Source organism: Pseudacidobacterium ailaaui, assembly GCF_000688455.1.
GTDB classification, from domain to species: Bacteria; Acidobacteriota; Terriglobia; order Terriglobales; family Acidobacteriaceae; genus Pseudacidobacterium; species Pseudacidobacterium ailaaui.
This window is the reverse complement of the sequence record NZ_JIAL01000001.1, coordinates 385,841-401,324: the sequence shown is the minus strand read 5'-3', so window position 1 is coordinate 401,324 and position 15,484 is coordinate 385,841. Positions and strand designations below refer to the sequence as shown.

Genomic DNA, 15,484 nt, shown 5'->3' with positions numbered 1-15,484 from the left:
GAATTACAAAACACGCTGTGTCCGGGCGCACTGTACAATGTGACCTGCGTCACATACAGCTCCTCCACTCAGAGTTAGCGTCGATGATTACGGATCGCTATTTAGCAGGAATGGATATCGAAGCGGGAGGATCAATTATGGCAAGGACTGCACTCGGCTTGTTTGAGAACCAGGCTATGGCGGCTCAAGTGGCTCAAGAAATTATGGCGCTCGGCTGCGCTACCGAGGAGGTGCGTGTTCTGTTCGAACCGCTGGACATGCCAGTCACCACCGTCATGAGCACACCAGGCATGGACTTCTCGATGGCCTATGCCGAGAACTTCGTCGGATCGGAGCAACTGAGGTTGAGACAGAGGCTTACGTGCAAGGCGTGCGAAACGGAGGTGCCCTTGTTTTTGCAACTGGTTCCGGTGCCGAAGTGGATAGCGCAGTAGAGACGATGAATCGCCACAAGGCAATGCAAGTCGAAGACTTGACAGGCCCTAGAACCGGATCTGCCCAGTGCGGCGCCCAGAAGCACGAGTCGCGCGCGCCTTCCATGAGAAGCCACTCCGACGTCAACTATTTTTTCTTTTTGCTGGCAGGGAAAACCCTCCGTGTATTGCGCAGGTTCCGTCAGGGGCGCGTGTTTGTTGCGCGGCGAAGCGAACCCTTGACGGGTTCTGCGCAATACACTACACAGCTCATCCAGCAAAAAAGAAAATCAGCCGCTGTAGCCTTCCGTTGGTAGAGTTCGCCCGCCAGCCTTCCATCCGCACTCAGAAGTGGACCATGCGGTCCGGTGCACTTTGTCATATTGGCGAATGCTGCTACCTTGACTTCGGTCTACAGGAGGGAAGTGGGAAGCTTCTCTCCGTGACGCCAGGGCGCGCCCGCAGTCATTCGTTTCCGGCTTCGACGATTTCACACCGTAGAGACAGACAGTTCGTTATGCCGAGACCGGCTCCAGAAGGTGTTGCCCGTTCGTGTTGTTATGCAGCGGATCGTAGACCTCGCCGGTGACCCACAAGTGATGTAGGAGAACGGCAAGCTTGCGGGCCACAGCCACAACCGCACGACTTCTTGCTCCCCGGCCGCCACGGGCGATCAGGCGTTCGCCCCATCGCCGCAGATCCGTGTCCGGACCGAACGGACCCAGGATGTACTGTGCGGACTGCACCAGTATGCGTCGCATGAATCCATCTCCCTCTTTGCTGATCCCCAATTGCGGATTGCTTTCCCCTGATTGGTAACACCGAGGTCGAAGTCCAAAATATGCTCCCGCATTGCGGCTGCGCGCCATGCGACTGCTGCGCCCAATGGTTAGTACAAAACCGAGCGCGGTCAGCGGCCCCACGCCTCGAATCTGCTCCAGATGCTTGGTTGCCGGATAACCCGTCTTCGCGATTCTGGCAATCTTACGGTCGTAGCGCTTGATCAGATTCGTCAGGCTTTGAATCTGATCGAGAAGCGGATCGAGCGCCAGCCGCAGCTCCGGCGGAACCGCCGACCGTGCATGATTGGCGAAGCTCACCGGAGAACAACTCGGCAATCTGGTTCCGGTGGGCTTCACCAGGCCGCGTGCACAGTTAATCAGTCTCGTCCGCGTCCGCACCAGCAAATCTCGTACCCGCAAAACCGCCAACATACTCTGGTCTTCGTCGCTGCGATGCTCAACCGGACCGAGTAACTCGGGATCGACCCTCACCAGACGCGCCAGTGCGCACGCATCTGCCCGATCACTCTTTCTGCTGCTCTTGTGAATCAGTTTCAGCCGCACCGGATTTGCTACGACTACCTCGTGACCGAGTTCCCGCAGTACACGGCTGGCCCAGCGGGAATGCACTCCCACTTCCATGGCAATCAGAGATGATGTCAGCACCCCGAAGTGCTTGTTGAATGCGGCTGGCGTGCTCACTACTGTTCCTTCCTCGACGACAACCCCGCCCTTACCCAATACGCAGTAATGGCTCTTCTTGTCTCCGAGATCGATTCCTATCACTCTATCCATGTCGAACCTCCTGTGCGCAACAGCGCGATAAGTGCAGCTTACGTTTTGTCTCTCTTCACGTGCGTATACGCGTTCAGCAATGAGGAAGTGGCCCAAGTTTCTTCTTCGTTCAAGTGCCCCCGCTTCATGCGGCGTTATGGCAGAGTCGGTCGGAACCCGTCAAGGCTCTGCGCTTCGCTCCGACCGCTCACGCGGCGCCTGCGGCGGCACTGACATAAGAAGCCATGATCCGAGTCCTTTCTACGTCTCTGTTGGCGACAAGAATCTCGGCGTGTCACAGCGATCCAGGCGCTGGCTTCTCATGTCATCTTGACTCAACTCTGGGCGGACGCTTCGGCTCCGCAGAGGAAGGCGCGCGTATCTTCGTATGGTAGCCCAAGCACAGCAACGCGTCTGCCGGCCGTGCCGATCAAACGGTACTATGAGAGCGTTCTTCCTCGGCTGAGCGAACCGGCGCGGTCTCGAGGTTCGGTTCCAGCTCTTCCACCGCTGGATCTCTCAGCAGTTCCTGTTGAGGAACGAATTTATATCCGCTGAAAATGCTGTCCATCAAGCCGTTCTCCTCCTCGACCGAAACAAGAATCGCCGTATAGATGTGGTGGATGAAGAACATCCAGAACCCGAACATAATCAGGAAATGGATCTCTCGAATCCACTGGATGTCGATCAAGCGCGGAACCCAACCGAAAAAGAAGCTCAGAGTCCTGCTGCCGAGGATTTGAGAGTAGAGCACAAAGCCTGTGAGAATTTCGACGATCGCCATCGCATAGACCACAGCGTAAGCGGCGCCCGCCATAGGATTGTGTCCGATATAACGAACCGGAGACCACGCCATGAATGCGTAATACTTGCCGACGGCAATCAGGTTGGCAAGTCGCTTCTTTGTGGTGGGGATGTACTGGTTCCAGTGCGCCCAGCGGTTCGCGAAAAGGAACCAATACATCCGTATCAGAACCGCGATGAGAAATGCGAATGCTGAGACCAGATGCACAAAACGCATCGTGCCCATGACGTACGCGGTTCTGCCACCCGCGGCGACGTAGGGAGCGTGCATATAGTAGCCCGTAATTGAGAGAGAGATGATCGTAATCACGATGATCCAGTGGCTGATGCGCACCGGCCACTCCCAGACATACACTCGTACCTGCCCGGGAGCTGGGTTCTTCCAGGCGGCGTTAGGTCCCACCTGCCGTTGTGTTTTCTTCATCGCTATCTCCGTTGATGCTGCTCTCTAACCGAACGGGCGATCGATCCTCACGCCTGCGGTGCCCCGGCAGAATCAGATGGTGGTTCTTCCGGGGGCAGGTGCTTGGGTCTAATGTTGTCTCGCACAATGTTGCCTACGACCTGGGCTACCATGGCTACACCCACTGCACCCGTCGCTACCCATCCAATGTCGGATGCCTTCACGTCGACGCCAAAGCCCGGCACCTTCGGCAAGCGGTCATAGAAAGGCGATTTCGTGTCCCAGAAACGGGGCGACGCGCAGGCGATACAGCCGTGTCCAGACTTGACGGGCCAACTGGTTGCCTCATTCCAACGAACCGTCGGACAGTTATAGGTGGCTTCGGGCCCTTTGCATCCCATCTTGTAAAGGCACCAGCCCTTGCGGCTCCCTTCGTCGCCCCACTCTTCGACGTACCGTCCCGCATCGTAATGGGCGCGACGCTCACATTGGTCGTGGATGATGTTGCCGTACGCGAACAATGGCCGGTTGTACTGGTCAAGTGCGGGCAATTCACGGAAGGTTAGATAGTGGACTAGAACTGCGGCGGTGTTGGCTGGATTGTGAGGGCAGCCGCCCAGATTTACCAGGTTCTTAAGCCCGGGTACCGCCTCCTGCAATCCAACCGCGCCGGTCGGATTCGGATTCGACCGAACCAGGCCGCCATCCCATGCGCATGCACCGACCGCGATGTTGACAGCGGCATTTGCGCAGACGCGCCTGGCAATGTCGTGGGCTGTCTTACCACCAATCGTGCAGTAGACCCCGTCGTCAGCCGTCGGGATTGCTCCCTCGACGACGACAATATATTCGCCCTTATGCTCGCGCATCACCCGTTCGAGCGCATCTTCGGCTTGTTTGCCGGCTCCCGCCATAATGAGCTCGTGGTATTCCCAGGAGAGAAGCTCCAACACGAAATCGCCGACCGTGGGATGCCCGGATCGGAGCATGGATTCGGAATTGCCGGCGCAATCTTGAAATTCAAGCCAAACCAGAACCGGGCGCGTGGTCTTGTCCAGAGCCTTTACGACTGCCCCAAGGTAGCGAGGAGGGAGCGCCAGGGTTGCCACCATCGTGCTGCAAAATTTCACGAACTGGCGCCGGGAGATCCCATGAGCCTCCAGCGCCGATCTCAGGTCAATTTCGGGCAATTCGTCTGTCATAGATTCTCCACGTTGCTTCGAGATACTTCATGGATCGGTCGATCGACGCAAAGATCGGTATTCAATCGAGCCTCTTCAAGATGAAGTGCGTGGCGCTTCGGTCCACGTTCCAACTCACACGCCCCTCAAGCTTTTGGCACTTACGTTAAAACAGAGAATTCTCACTTCGGACATTGATGTCGCGCCTCGGGTAGCACCGCGTTTCCTGCAAGGTGAGGTGCGGAGCACCGAAGAGCGTTCTGGCTTGGCAGCCATTATTCCCCTGAGATCGGTCCGAACGCTGTGATAGCCATCACACAGATAAAACAAATTTCATTGTTATAGATACAAACGAGTTCTTAATTCCGAATCACGAAGGAACACAGATGGCTCCCGAGATGGGCGCGGCAATGCCGCCAACTCAAACTGTTCCCGATGCAAGGCCGGCCGTTTTTCACGACCCGAGGCTTCGGTCGGTCGAATGGCGCGACCTGGTGCCTGTGCATCCGAGCGAAGTTCTCGCGGAACCACTATTGCCCGCTGCATGGCTTGCCGCATCGCTGGTAATGGCTGGGTACGGCCATTACGTGCTGGCACTTGGTTTCTCGTTTTTCTTTTTCCTTACGGGGCTGCGAGTCGTCCACAACGCCTTTCACACCGCGCTTGGGATGTCGCGCAGGAGTACCGACATTGTCCTCTGGATCATGAGCTTTGTGATGTTGGGATCAATGCACGCGGTTCAGTTCAATCACCTGCGCCACCATAAGCTCAAGCTGGGCGAGGGGGACGTAGAAGGGCGCAGTGCGGAGATGCCGGCGTGGCAGGCGTTGCTGTTTGGACCTTTCTTTCCCGTTCTTCTGCACGTCACGGCTCTGCGACATGGGAATCGGAAACTGCGCATGACCATTCTCGGCGAACTCCTGATGAGCGCGGTCTGGATTGCGATGGTTCTCGGGTTCTTGCATAGCAGCGTACTCCGATACCACCTAGCCGCCATGCTGGTTGGCCAATGCATGACTGCTTTCTTCGCGGTGTGGACCGTCCACCACCACTGCGACCGGACACACTACCTTGCGCGAACTCTTCATAACCGAATCAAGAATCGGATCACATTCAATATGTTCCTTCACATTGAACATCACCTTTTTCCGCGCGTCCCGACCTGTCACCTCCCGGAGCTCTCGCGCCGTATCGACCGGGTCGCGCCGGATCTCAGGAGCAAGATCGTCTTTTGAAGGAACAATACGGACATTTCCTTGAACATGGAGCCTCAACGATGCATCTGCCATTCCCTCTGTTGCTGCTAGGACGAGTTCTATTTGTCAGTTACTTCATCGCGATGGGAATGAGCCATCTCATCAACTTCCGCGAGCACTCCTTGTTGCTCAAACGAAAGGGAGTGCCGCTCCCGCGGGCGGCCACGCTCTTGACGGTCGTGATGATGGTTGGCGGAGGTGGTTTCGTTCTCTTCGACTGGCACGGATGGATCGGATCGGCTTTGCTCTTCGGCATCATATTCCCGGCTCCATTCTTCCTCCACCGGTTCTGGAACGAGACGGATTCTTATATGCGGCTCAGCGAGTTCGCGCACATGTTGAAGGCTCTGTCGCTTGCCGGGGCCGCGATACTGCTGCTCTTGTGAGCGAGCGGCATCAGCTGTTAATAGATGCAGTACTTCACAAATGGGAGGCAGCGCCCAAATGCACCGACTGTGATGGGTGTCACATACAGATGGCCTTTTCGGGCGTAGGATTCTAGGGAGCGTAATTTGGCGGCAAGTTTTCAGTTTGGTGGCGAGGCGGAGCAGAGCGCCTCAAGGTGCTATCGAGGATGGCGTGGAGGGTTCTTGGCAAAACAGCAAGACCTGTGAAGGAGATATAGATGGCACGTGTTGTGATTGATCCTGTAACGCGGATAGAAGGACATCTTCGCATCGAGGTTGAAGTCGAAGGCAATACTGTATCCGATGCCTGGAGTTCCGGGACCATGTTCCGCGGAATCGAACAGATCCTGCGCGGGCGCGATCCTCGTGAGGCCTGGATATGGGCGCAACGCATCTGCGGGGTCTGTACTACTGTCCATGCTCTGGCATCGGTGAGGGCTGTCGAAGATGCGTTGGGGATTGAAGTGCCGGAAAACGCAACTCTCGTCCGCAACATCATCGCCGGGACCCAGAATGTCCAGGACCATATTATTCACTTCTATCATCTCCATGCGCTTGATTGGGTTGACGTAACTCTCGCCCTGAAGGCTGATCCGGCAAAAACGTCGCAACTTGCGCAATCCATCTCCGATTGGCCAAAATCGAGCACAAGCTATTTTAGAGGTATACAGGACAGGGTAAAGGCGCTTGTTTCGAGCGGGCAGTTGAGCCTCTTCAGCAGCGGCTACTGGGGCCATCCGGCCTATAAGCTTCCGCCAGAGGTAAACCTCCTCGCGGTCGCGCACTACATCGAGGCCCTGGATGTCCAGCGTGAATTCATTCGCGTGCAAGCGGTCCTGGGCGGAAAGAATCCACACCCGCAAAGCTATCTGGTGGGCGGTATGGCAACCGCCATGGATGGGAATGAACCGGATGCAGTGATCAATCCGGAGCGCATCACTTTACTCAATCAACTGGTCGCGAATGCGCAGTCGTTCGTGCGCCAGGTGTATATGCCGGATGTTCTGGCCATCGCGGGCTTCTACAAGGACTGGTTCCAACACGGCCAGGGTCTCGGGAACTATATGGCGTATGGAGACTACACCAATGGAAACATCAAGGACCCGGCAGGCTTTATGTTTCCGCGTGGGATTGTTCTCGGGCGCGATCTTTCGACTGTGCATCCGCTCGATCCGAGCCACGTGTCGGAATATGTCACACACTCCTGGTACAACTACGCCGAAGGAGATCAGGTCGCGAAACATCCTTCCCAAGGTGAGACGAACCCGAAGTACTCGGGACCAAAACCGCCCTATGACTTCCTGAAAACGGACGAGAAGTACTCGTGGGTGAAGTCTCCAAGGTACGATGACACCCCAATGGAGGTGGGACCTCTCGCCCGGACGCTCATCGCCTATGCCTCAGGCAATGAGCAGGTAAAAAAGATTGTCGACGATGTGCTCGGGAAGCTCAGCCTCCCGCCGTCCGCCCTTTGTTCGACCATGGGACGCATCGCTGCGCGAGCTCTGGAGGCGGAGATCATGGTGAGCCAGCTCTCCGGTTGGGTGGCCCAGTTGGACGACAACATGGCACACGGAAATCTTCGCATTCATAACGGAGAAAAATGGAACCCTGACACCTGGCCGAGGTCCTGCCAAGGGTTCGGCCTTCATGAAGCTCCGCGCGGCTCGTTGGGGCATTGGGTCGAGATCGAGGACAAGAAGATCGTGAATTACCAGGCGGTCGTTCCTTCGACTTGGAACGCTGGCCCTCGTGACGCAAAGGGACAGCGCGGAGCCTACGAGGCTGCGCTCCAGGGAACGCCGATGGTTGATCCGGAAAGGCCACTGGAAGTTTTGCGGACCGTGCATTCTTTCGATCCCTGCATGGCCTGCGCCGTACATGTCCTTGAGGCCAAAGGCAACGCACACCTCAGCGAGGCCCTGGTGTTCTAGAAACTGTTTTGGAAGGTAAAGGCGGTTTATGAGTGGAGCCGAAACCATCAAGATCCGCGTCCTCGGGCTGGGTAACCTGATGCGCACCGACGATGCAGTCGGGATGCTCACCTTGCGGAAACTGGCAGAGCATGTCCGATTTCCTTCGGGGATTGAGACGATCGAAGGTGGAACCCTCGGACTTGATCTCGTGCATGCGCTCTATGGCGTCTCGCACTTGTTGGTGTTGGACGCGGTGGATACCGGAGCAGTCCCGGGCACATTGACTCGTTTTGCGGGCCAGGAACTCATGCATCTTCCAACGTCGAAGAGCGTTCATCTGCTTGGACTTTCCGACCTGATCAACGTGCTGCGACTGATGGACGCGCCAAGCATGGAGGTTGTTCTGCTCGGCAGCCAGCCGGAATCGTCGGATTGGGGGACGGCCCTCACTCCCGCTGTCGAAGCGTCGCAGAAAGGACTGATCGAAGCTGCGCTGCGGCAGATCGAAGAATGGGTGCGCGATCCCACAGGCCTGAGCTTCCATCCCTTTCCAGATCTGGTCGTTCGACAAAGGAGATATGGCGCATGTGTCTCGCAATCCCCGGAAAAGTGATCTCAGTGGGAACCGAAAACTCCCTTCGCATCGGACGCGTGCAGTTCGGCGGCGTGACCCAACCGGTCTCTCTCGACTTCCTTCCGGAGGTGGTTCTCGGCGATTACGTTTTGGTGCATGTGGGTTTCGCCATTAGTCGGATTGACGCCGAAGAGGCAGAACTGACCTATCGGGCGCTGCAACAGATGGGAATGCTCGAGGGCGAATTGCCTGGCGGTGAGCCTGAGACAGCAGGAGAGCGTTTATGAAATATCTCGATGAATATCGTGATGGCGGATTGGCGAAGCGTCTACTGAGAGAAATTGAACGCAAGGCGACGCGGCCATGGATATTGATGGAGATCTGTGGCGGACAGACTCATACGATCATGCGGTACGGCCTCGACGAACTGCTTCCGGCGGGCATTCAGCTGGTGCATGGCCCCGGATGCCCGGTGTGCGTTACTCCTGCCAGTATTCTGGACCGCGCGATTGAGTTGGCGTTGCGCAAAGACGTGATCCTGGTCTCGTATGGAGATATGCTGCGCGTCCCGGGCACAAAGACGGACCTTCTCTCGGCTAAAGCACGTGGCGCGGACGTCCGCATGGTGTACTCGCCGCTCGATGCGCTGCGGGTCGCACGGCTCTATCCGGAGCGAAAAGTGGTCTTTCTCGCAGTAGGGTTTGAGACCACCGCTCCAGCGAATGCTATGGCCGTCTATCAGGCGTATCGGGAGGGGCTGGATAATTTCTATCTACTTGCTTCCCACGTTCTCGTTCCTCCTGCAATCCGAGCTCTGACCGCTTCTCCAGATAATCGAGTTCAGGGTTTTATTGCACCGGGACATGTTTGTACGGTCGTAGGCTGCAAGGATTATGAAGACTTGGTCCAGGAGTTCCGCGTACCGATCGTCGTAGGGGGATTTGAGCCCGTCGATTTGTTGCAGGCTATCCATACTGTGGTATCCATGTTGGAAGAGGGACGGGCTGAGTTTGCCAACGAATACACCCGTTCTGTCAGCGCCCGTGGCAATCCCGAGGCGCAGCGCATTTTGGGAGAGGTCTTTGAGGTAGCTGACCAGTCCTGGCGGGGACTGGGAGAGATCCCGCAAAGCGGTCTGCGGCTGCGCAGCAAGTTTGCCGCCTGGGACGCCGATAAAGTATTCGACCTGACAGTACCGATATCGGAAGCTCCCTCGGTTTGTATCAGCGCAGAGATACTGAAAGGGTTGAAGAAGCCGACCGATTGCTCAGCGTTCGGAACGGCATGCACTCCGGAAAGCCCTCTCGGCGCCCCGATGGTATCGTCTGAAGGCGCCTGTTCGGCCTATTACCAGTATCGCAGGCACGATTTGGTGACGATCCAATGAATCCGCTCATCTGTCCTGTTCCCATCTTCGACACAGAGACCATCTTGCTTGGTCACGGCAGCGGCGGCAAACTTTCGGCCGACCTCTTTCGCAGCACGGTCCTTCCGGCCTTCGCCAATCCTATTCTCAGCAAAATGGATGACCAGGCATTGTTGGAGATTGGAGGCGCGAGGCTTGCTTTCTCAACAGACTCCTACGTTGTGAAGCCGCTCTTCTTCCGTGGTGGAAACATAGGCTCTCTCGCGGTGCATGGAACGGTAAACGATCTCGCAGTGGGCGGGGCTACGCCGCTTTTCCTGAGCGCCGCGTTCATCCTCGAAGAAGGGTTTCCCATAGAGAATTTGCGGAAAATCATCGCTTCAATGAAAGAAGCCGCCCGAGAATCCGGCGTGCAGATTGTTACGGGTGATACGAAGGTTGTCGAGAAAGGAAGCTGCGATGGGATGTTTATCAATACGGCTGGGATTGGGATTGTGCAAACCGGCTTATGTCTGTCGGCAGATCAGGCCAGATCCGGTGATGCCGTTCTGCTCAGCGGTCCGGTCGGTGATCACGGTATCGCTATTCTTGCGGAACGCGAAGGGCTTTCCTTTGAATCCGAAATTGTCAGCGATACGGCCCCTTTGCATCTTCTGATCGCCGACTTGCTGGCAACGGGAGCCAAAATACGTTGCATGAGGGACCCTACGCGCGGAGGAGTGGCGAGCGCCCTGAACGAAATCGCCCAGGCGTCCAATGTGGGCATTCAGCTTGAGGAGGCCGCGATTCCTGTGCGCCCGGAAGTGCGCGGAGCCTGTGAGCTTCTCGGACTCGATCCGCTCTACATCGCGAATGAAGGGAAGTTGCTTATCGTCAGCGCTCCCGAAGATGCTGCAACCCTGCTGGCTACCATGGCGGGCCATCCGCTGGGACAGGGTGCAAGCATCGTGGGCAAAGTTACAAGCGCAAACCCAGGGTTGCTCACCATGCGGACTGCACTGGGAGCCGTCCGGATAGTGGACATGCTCGCGAATGATCCTCTGCCGAGGATTTGCTGAATTATGCACGAGATCGGCATCGCCAACTCGATCATCGAAGCCAGTCAGGCTGAGGCGGCCCGGTGTGCGGGTTCGAAGCTGATCAAAGTAGGTATTCGTGTGGGCGCACTCTCAGGCGTAGACCGTGACGCGCTGAGCTTTGCCTTCACGGCCCTTACGCAGGGAACGGATCTGGATGAGGTTGGTTTTGAAATTGAGTACTGTTCGCGTCGGGATCGATGTCTTCAGTGTGGTCACGAGTTCGAGTCCGAGATCTATAGCAGTCCCTGTCCCGTCTGTGAGGCAAAAGACACCGCCCTTATCGGAGGGAACGAGTTGGATTTGGCGTACGTCGAAGTGGAGGAACCATGACCGTGATTCCCGTGGAAAAGAAAGTGCTGAACGAAAATCAGCGCATCGCCGCCTCCCTGCGGGAGCGGTTTGAAGAACGCGGCATCCTATGCCTCAATCTCATCAGTTCGCCCGGCTCGGGTAAGACCACCTTGCTGGAACGGACGCTTGCGGGCTTCAGCCCGCAGGAAAGGATCGCCGTGTTGACGGGCGATTTGCAGACGGAGAACGATGCGAAGCGCCTCGCTCGCTACGGTTTTCCGGTGCAGCAGATCACGACCGGCGGCGTCTGTCACCTTGATGGCCGGATGATTGAGCGCGCCCTTGAGCGCTGGCAACTCGATGACATCGACCTGCTCATCGTCGAGAACGTCGGCAATCTGGTTTGTCCATCGAGTTATGACCTGGGAGAGGAGGCGAAGATCGTCCTGCTCAGCGTGACCGAAGGCGAAGACAAGCCCTTGAAATATCCCTCGATCTTCGCAAAATCGGAGCTTCTGGTCCTGACCAAAACCGACCTGCTGCCGCATGTTCCGTTCAACCTCGATCAGGCGAAGAGCAATGCCCGGCTTGTTCATCCTGGCATTGAAATCCTGGAGGTGTCCTGCACTACGGGAGAGGGGCTGGAAGGATGGAGAGTCTGGTTGTCGAACCGCCGCAAGGCACTGCTGCAGCGTACTTGTGTCGCGCGGGCGTAGTATGCAGTCGCGAAGACGTATTGTGGTTTCCGGAATCGTGCAAGGCGTCGGGTTCCGGCCCCATGTCTATCGCGTGGCCCATCGATACGGGCTCAGCGGATACGTGAGGAACACCGCTTCCGGTGCAGCCATTGAAGTCCAGGGTCCGGATGCCGCGCTTGGTCAGTTCCTTGAGGACCTAAAATCGGAAGCACCCCCTTTGGCCAGAATCGCCGCGCTTTCCGTAGAAGAAGTGCCATGCCAGCCAGACGCGACATTTGAGATCCTGCGCAGCGCGTCCGGAGAACCTACTGACGCGCTGATCGCACCTGATATTGCTACGTGCTCCGACTGCCTGCACGAACTGCTCGATCCAGCCGATCGCCGCTACGGTTATCCATTCATCAATTGCACTAACTGCGGACCCCGATTCACGATCTTGCGGCGCATTCCCTATGACCGGTCCAACACGTCGATGGCGTCATTTCCGATGTGCCGCGCCTGCGAGCAGGAGTATGGCGATCCGCTAAGCCGGCGGTTCCATGCTCAACCGAATTCCTGCTGGGAATGTGGACCCCGGCTCACGCTGCTGGATCGGGAGGGGGATCTGGTGATCGGAGATCCGGTCGGTCAACTGATCGAATTTCTGAGGGCGGGTTCTGTTGTTGCGGTGAAGGGCTTGGGCGGATTTCATCTCTCGGTAGATGCGACAAACCCTACGGCGGTCGAGGAATTGCGGAGGCGGAAGCGGCGGTTTGAGAAGCCGTTTGCAGTCATGGTTGCAGACACGCGCCAAGCGGAAGAGTTTTGTTTTGTCGGCGAGCAGGAGCGTGAGATTCTCGAGTCCCCGGAGCATCCCATCGTCATCCTGCGTGCAAGACAAGGATCGCGCCTTCCCGTCGCAATCGCACCGGGAAATCCACATCTCGGGATATTCCTTCCGTATACGCCGGTCCAACATCTGCTGTTTTCGGGAGGCAATTTTACGGCCCTGGTCATGACGAGCGCCAACCTGAGCGAGGAGCCGCTCTGTATTGACAATGATGAGGCTGTGGAACGATTGCGCGGCATAGCCGACTTCTTCCTTGTTCATAACCGGGACATCCTGTTGCGCTGCGACGATTCGGTGGTCCGTACTGCGGCAGGGAGCATGCAAATACTGCGCCGTTCCCGCGGGTTCGTCCCCGTGCCGCTCATTCTCGAACGCGAATGTAGTTCCGTGCTTGCCGTGGGCGGCGAGCTGAAGAATTCAATCTGCCTCATTAAAGGCAAACGTGCGTTTCTCGGACAGCATATAGGCGACCTCGAAAACCTTGCAGCCTACAAGTTCTTTGAGGAATCAATTACGCACCTCGAGGGCATTCTGGGATTGGAGCCTACAGTCATCGCGCACGACCTTCATCCAGGTTACCTCTCGACACAGTGGGCTTTGGGGCAAAAGGACGTTCCAACCGTTGCCGTCCAGCACCACCATGCGCATGCCGCCAGTTGCATGGCCGAGAATCATTTGTCAGCTCCGGTGATCGCTGTAGTTCTGGACGGAACAGGGTATGGGAGCGATGGCGCGGCCTGGGGTGGAGAGGTCATGATCGCGGATTTTGGAGGCTTCCGAAGAGTTGCTCACCTCGAATACACCGCCATGCCGGGAGGAGTCCAGGCCATACGTGAGCCGTGGCGTATGGCAGTCGCCTATCTTAGCCACGCTGGCGAAGGATGTCTGGCAGAGGGCCTCCGCCATCTCAAGGCGATCCCGTCGAGCCAGGTGGAAATCGTCCGACACATGGCGGAGCAGAGGGTTCGGTCTCCGCTTACCTCCAGTTGCGGCCGACTGTTCGATGCTGTTGCGGCCTTGATTGGCCTGCGCACAACGGTGAGTTTCGAGGCTCAGGCGGCCATCGAACTGGAGTTCTGTTGGAAGGACGGTACGGGCGACGACGAATATCATCTTCCGGTCAAAAGAGGAGAATGTCTGGAGATTGAGACAGGTCCGCTCTTCGAGCAGATCGTCGATGATCTCAAGAGAAATATTTCGCCGGAAGTCATCAGTCGGCGGTTTCACCAGGGGCTGGTCAGCTCCCTTGCGAACCTCGTTCAGGCAATCTCTCAGGAATCGGGCATCAAGACCGTATGTCTCAGTGGCGGCTGCTTTCTTAATGAACACCTTGCTAATGGTCTCGTTCGTTCGCTCAAAAGCAACGGTTTCCTGGTGTACACACAGTCTCAGGTGCCGTGCGGCGACGGTGGCTTGAGTCTGGGGCAGGCGGTAATTGCGGCTCATTCTGAGAACCGGGGCAATCATCCATAAAGCACACCCGCAATGTGACTCGAGCACGCCTCAGGGCGGTCTCCTTGCGAGAGGCACCACCGAGTTCAGGAAATTTGCCTGAATCTAATAATTGGGACCAACTCAGATCGCATCGACACCACCCATTTCACACAGACGAAATAGCTCATCTTCTGTGATACCCATCACAGCCAAATTGCGATCGGTCGTTCTATGCTCCTGGGGACTGAGTAAACTATTCAGCCGCCATGGCCTATTTACCGAACCAAAATGCTGTGGGAACCCTTCCCGCCGGGGGACCTGAATGAAACGTGTGCTCTTGTGTGTGGCACTGATTGCATCGCTGACCGGGATCTGGGAGACCGGTCCGGTGAAGGCCGCGGGTAAAGGCGGACAGCAGGGGAGCGCCGCTCAAAGCACCGCGACGCCGGGGGGCTCGGCCTCCGAATACGTCGGTTCCGACACCTGTATGACCTGCCATGCAGATGTCGCGAAGAGCTTTGCCAGCAATCCACATTCCCGTCTTGCCCTGATGCATGACGGCAAAGGCGCGACCTGCGAGAGCTGCCATGGACCAGGCAAGGCCCATGTGGATGGCGGTGGGGACGTCACGAAGATCTTTCGCTTCAGTAAGGCCTCACCGAAGCAGATCGATGCAACCTGCCTGGGTTGCCACGCGGGCGCGCACCCCGACTTCGAGCGTTCTCCTCACGGCGAAGCTGGCCTGAGTTGCACCAGTTGCCATAGCATTCACAGCTTCAAGGCGGAAGTCAGCCTGCTGAAGGTGTCGCAACCGACGCTTTGCTATAGCTGCCACACCGACGTGAAGCCGGCGTTCGCCCAACCCTTCCACCACAAGGTTGATGAAGGGCTGATGACTTGCAGCGACTGCCATGACCCTCACGGTACTTTTCAAGACAAGCAGTTGAAATCGACTGCGGATCAGAACGCGGTTTGTACCAAATGTCACACGGAAACAGCGGGACCATTTGTCTACGAACATCCCGTAATCAAGACAGATGGATGCACCAGCTGCCACTCGCCACACGGCTCACCGAACGCGCGCCTGCTCAACGTCAGCAACATCAATACGCTCTGTCTGCAGTGCCATTCGGAGACGAATATGGGCAGCTTCCCGCACGCCGTGTCACCGACCGGACCTGTTCATAACCAGGCGGCGCAATATGTGGCCTGCACGAACTGCCACACGCAGATCCACGGCTCGAATGCTAGTCCGCAATTCTTCAAGTGAGAGGACA

General features: G+C 57.0%; 15 protein-coding genes. 12 read left to right on the top strand and 3 right to left on the bottom strand.

Translation table 11 applies throughout. From position 1 onward, the window contains the following. Nucleotides 1-110: 110 nt before the first annotated feature. Nucleotides 111-434, top strand: a complete 324-nt coding sequence (locus N655_RS0101830) for a hypothetical protein (protein ID WP_155987475.1) — start codon at nt 111-113, stop codon at nt 432-434. A gap of 494 nt (nt 435-928) precedes the next feature. On the opposite strand, the gene N655_RS16790 is transcribed toward N655_RS0101830, so the two are convergent. From N655_RS16790 to N655_RS16780, 3 genes are all read right to left on the bottom strand, one after another. Next, nucleotides 929-1,990: an IS110 family RNA-guided transposase gene (locus tag N655_RS16790; protein WP_044933800.1), complete on the bottom strand. Its 1,062-nt coding sequence runs from the start codon at nt 1,988-1,990 to the stop codon at nt 929-931. Between the two features lie 409 nt (nt 1,991-2,399). Next, nucleotides 2,400-3,197: a Ni/Fe-hydrogenase, b-type cytochrome subunit gene (cybH, locus tag N655_RS16785; protein WP_081823515.1), complete on the bottom strand. Its 798-nt coding sequence runs from the start codon at nt 3,195-3,197 to the stop codon at nt 2,400-2,402. Nucleotides 3,198-3,244: 47 nt separating this feature from the next. Then, nucleotides 3,245-4,378, bottom strand: a complete 1,134-nt coding sequence (locus N655_RS16780) for a hydrogenase small subunit (protein ID WP_044933798.1) — start codon at nt 4,376-4,378, stop codon at nt 3,245-3,247. A 365-nt stretch (nt 4,379-4,743) separates the two neighbouring features. On the opposite strand from N655_RS16780, the gene N655_RS16775 reads away from it, so the two are divergent. The 11 genes from N655_RS16775 (at nt 4,744) to N655_RS0101760 (ending at nt 15,477) form a co-directional block, all read left to right on the top strand. Then, complete coding sequence (locus tag N655_RS16775) at nt 4,744-5,592, top strand: fatty acid desaturase (protein ID WP_202900304.1); 849 nt, start codon at nt 4,744-4,746, stop codon at nt 5,590-5,592. 41 nt (nt 5,593-5,633) lie between these two features. Further along, the gene (locus N655_RS0101805) at nt 5,634-5,999 is read left to right on the top strand and encodes a DoxX family protein (RefSeq protein ID WP_026441620.1); all 366 of its coding nucleotides are present in this window, start codon (nt 5,634-5,636) and stop codon (nt 5,997-5,999) included. Nucleotides 6,000-6,238: 239 nt separating this feature from the next. Beyond that, on the top strand, nt 6,239-7,954 hold the full coding sequence (locus N655_RS0101800) for a nickel-dependent hydrogenase large subunit (protein WP_026441619.1): 1,716 nt from the start codon (nt 6,239-6,241) through the stop codon (nt 7,952-7,954). 28 nt (nt 7,955-7,982) lie between these two features. Then, nucleotides 7,983-8,549, top strand: coding sequence for a hydrogenase maturation protease (locus N655_RS16770; protein WP_049961192.1), 567 nt, complete (start codon nt 7,983-7,985; stop codon nt 8,547-8,549). A 5-nt stretch (nt 8,550-8,554) separates the two neighbouring features. Further along, nucleotides 8,555-8,797: a HypC/HybG/HupF family hydrogenase formation chaperone gene (locus N655_RS0101790; protein WP_238324429.1), complete on the top strand. Its 243-nt coding sequence runs from the start codon at nt 8,555-8,557 to the stop codon at nt 8,795-8,797. After that, nucleotides 8,794-9,897, top strand: a complete 1,104-nt coding sequence (gene hypD / locus N655_RS0101785; RefSeq protein WP_026441617.1) for a hydrogenase formation protein HypD — start codon at nt 8,794-8,796, stop codon at nt 9,895-9,897. Before N655_RS0101790 ends, hypD begins: the two co-directional genes overlap by 4 nt. After that, nucleotides 9,894-10,934: a hydrogenase expression/formation protein HypE gene (gene hypE, locus N655_RS0101780; RefSeq protein ID WP_026441616.1), complete on the top strand. Its 1,041-nt coding sequence runs from the start codon at nt 9,894-9,896 to the stop codon at nt 10,932-10,934. The genes hypD and hypE overlap by 4 nt, the downstream gene beginning before the upstream one ends. Nucleotides 10,935-10,937: 3 nt before the next feature. Beyond that, nucleotides 10,938-11,285, top strand: coding sequence for a hydrogenase maturation nickel metallochaperone HypA/HybF (locus tag N655_RS0101775; protein ID WP_026441615.1), 348 nt, complete (start codon nt 10,938-10,940; stop codon nt 11,283-11,285). After that, nucleotides 11,282-11,962: a hydrogenase nickel incorporation protein HypB gene (gene hypB, locus N655_RS0101770; protein ID WP_026441614.1), complete on the top strand. Its 681-nt coding sequence runs from the start codon at nt 11,282-11,284 to the stop codon at nt 11,960-11,962. The genes N655_RS0101775 and hypB overlap by 4 nt, the downstream gene beginning before the upstream one ends. Nucleotide 11,963: 1 nt before the next feature. After that, entirely contained in the window at nt 11,964-14,246 is a 2,283-nt protein-coding gene (hypF, locus tag N655_RS16765) for a carbamoyltransferase HypF (protein ID WP_044933796.1), read from the top strand. Nucleotides 14,247-14,529: 283 nt separating this feature from the next. Then, the gene (locus N655_RS0101760) at nt 14,530-15,477 is read left to right on the top strand and encodes a DmsE family decaheme c-type cytochrome (RefSeq protein WP_026441613.1); all 948 of its coding nucleotides are present in this window, start codon (nt 14,530-14,532) and stop codon (nt 15,475-15,477) included. Nucleotides 15,478-15,484 lie beyond the last annotated feature (7 nt).

Bases quoted from the DNA above. Each gene is read 5' to 3' on its own strand.
- N655_RS16775 (WP_202900304.1), top strand. From the start codon at position 4,744: ATGGCTCCCGAGATGGGCGCGGCAATGCCGCCAACTCAAACTGTTCCC.
- hypE (WP_026441616.1), top strand. From the start codon at position 9,894: ATGAATCCGCTCATCTGTCCTGTTCCCATCTTCGACACAGAGACCATC.
- N655_RS16770 (WP_049961192.1), top strand. From the start codon at position 7,983: ATGAGTGGAGCCGAAACCATCAAGATCCGCGTCCTCGGGCTGGGTAAC.
- cybH (WP_081823515.1), bottom strand. From the start codon at position 3,197: ATGAAGAAAACACAACGGCAGGTGGGACCTAACGCCGCCTGGAAGAAC.
- N655_RS16780 (WP_044933798.1), bottom strand. From the start codon at position 4,378: ATGACAGACGAATTGCCCGAAATTGACCTGAGATCGGCGCTGGAGGCT.
- hypD (WP_026441617.1), top strand. From the start codon at position 8,794: ATGAAATATCTCGATGAATATCGTGATGGCGGATTGGCGAAGCGTCTA.
- hypB (WP_026441614.1), top strand. From the start codon at position 11,282: ATGACCGTGATTCCCGTGGAAAAGAAAGTGCTGAACGAAAATCAGCGC.
- N655_RS0101775 (WP_026441615.1), top strand. From the start codon at position 10,938: ATGCACGAGATCGGCATCGCCAACTCGATCATCGAAGCCAGTCAGGCT.
- N655_RS0101800 (WP_026441619.1), top strand. From the start codon at position 6,239: ATGGCACGTGTTGTGATTGATCCTGTAACGCGGATAGAAGGACATCTT.
- N655_RS0101830 (WP_155987475.1), top strand. From the start codon at position 111: ATGGATATCGAAGCGGGAGGATCAATTATGGCAAGGACTGCACTCGGC.
- N655_RS0101805 (WP_026441620.1), top strand. From the start codon at position 5,634: ATGCATCTGCCATTCCCTCTGTTGCTGCTAGGACGAGTTCTATTTGTC.
- N655_RS0101760 (WP_026441613.1), top strand. From the start codon at position 14,530: ATGAAACGTGTGCTCTTGTGTGTGGCACTGATTGCATCGCTGACCGGG.
- hypF (WP_044933796.1), top strand. From the start codon at position 11,964: ATGCAGTCGCGAAGACGTATTGTGGTTTCCGGAATCGTGCAAGGCGTC.
- N655_RS16790 (WP_044933800.1), bottom strand. From the start codon at position 1,990: ATGGATAGAGTGATAGGAATCGATCTCGGAGACAAGAAGAGCCATTAC.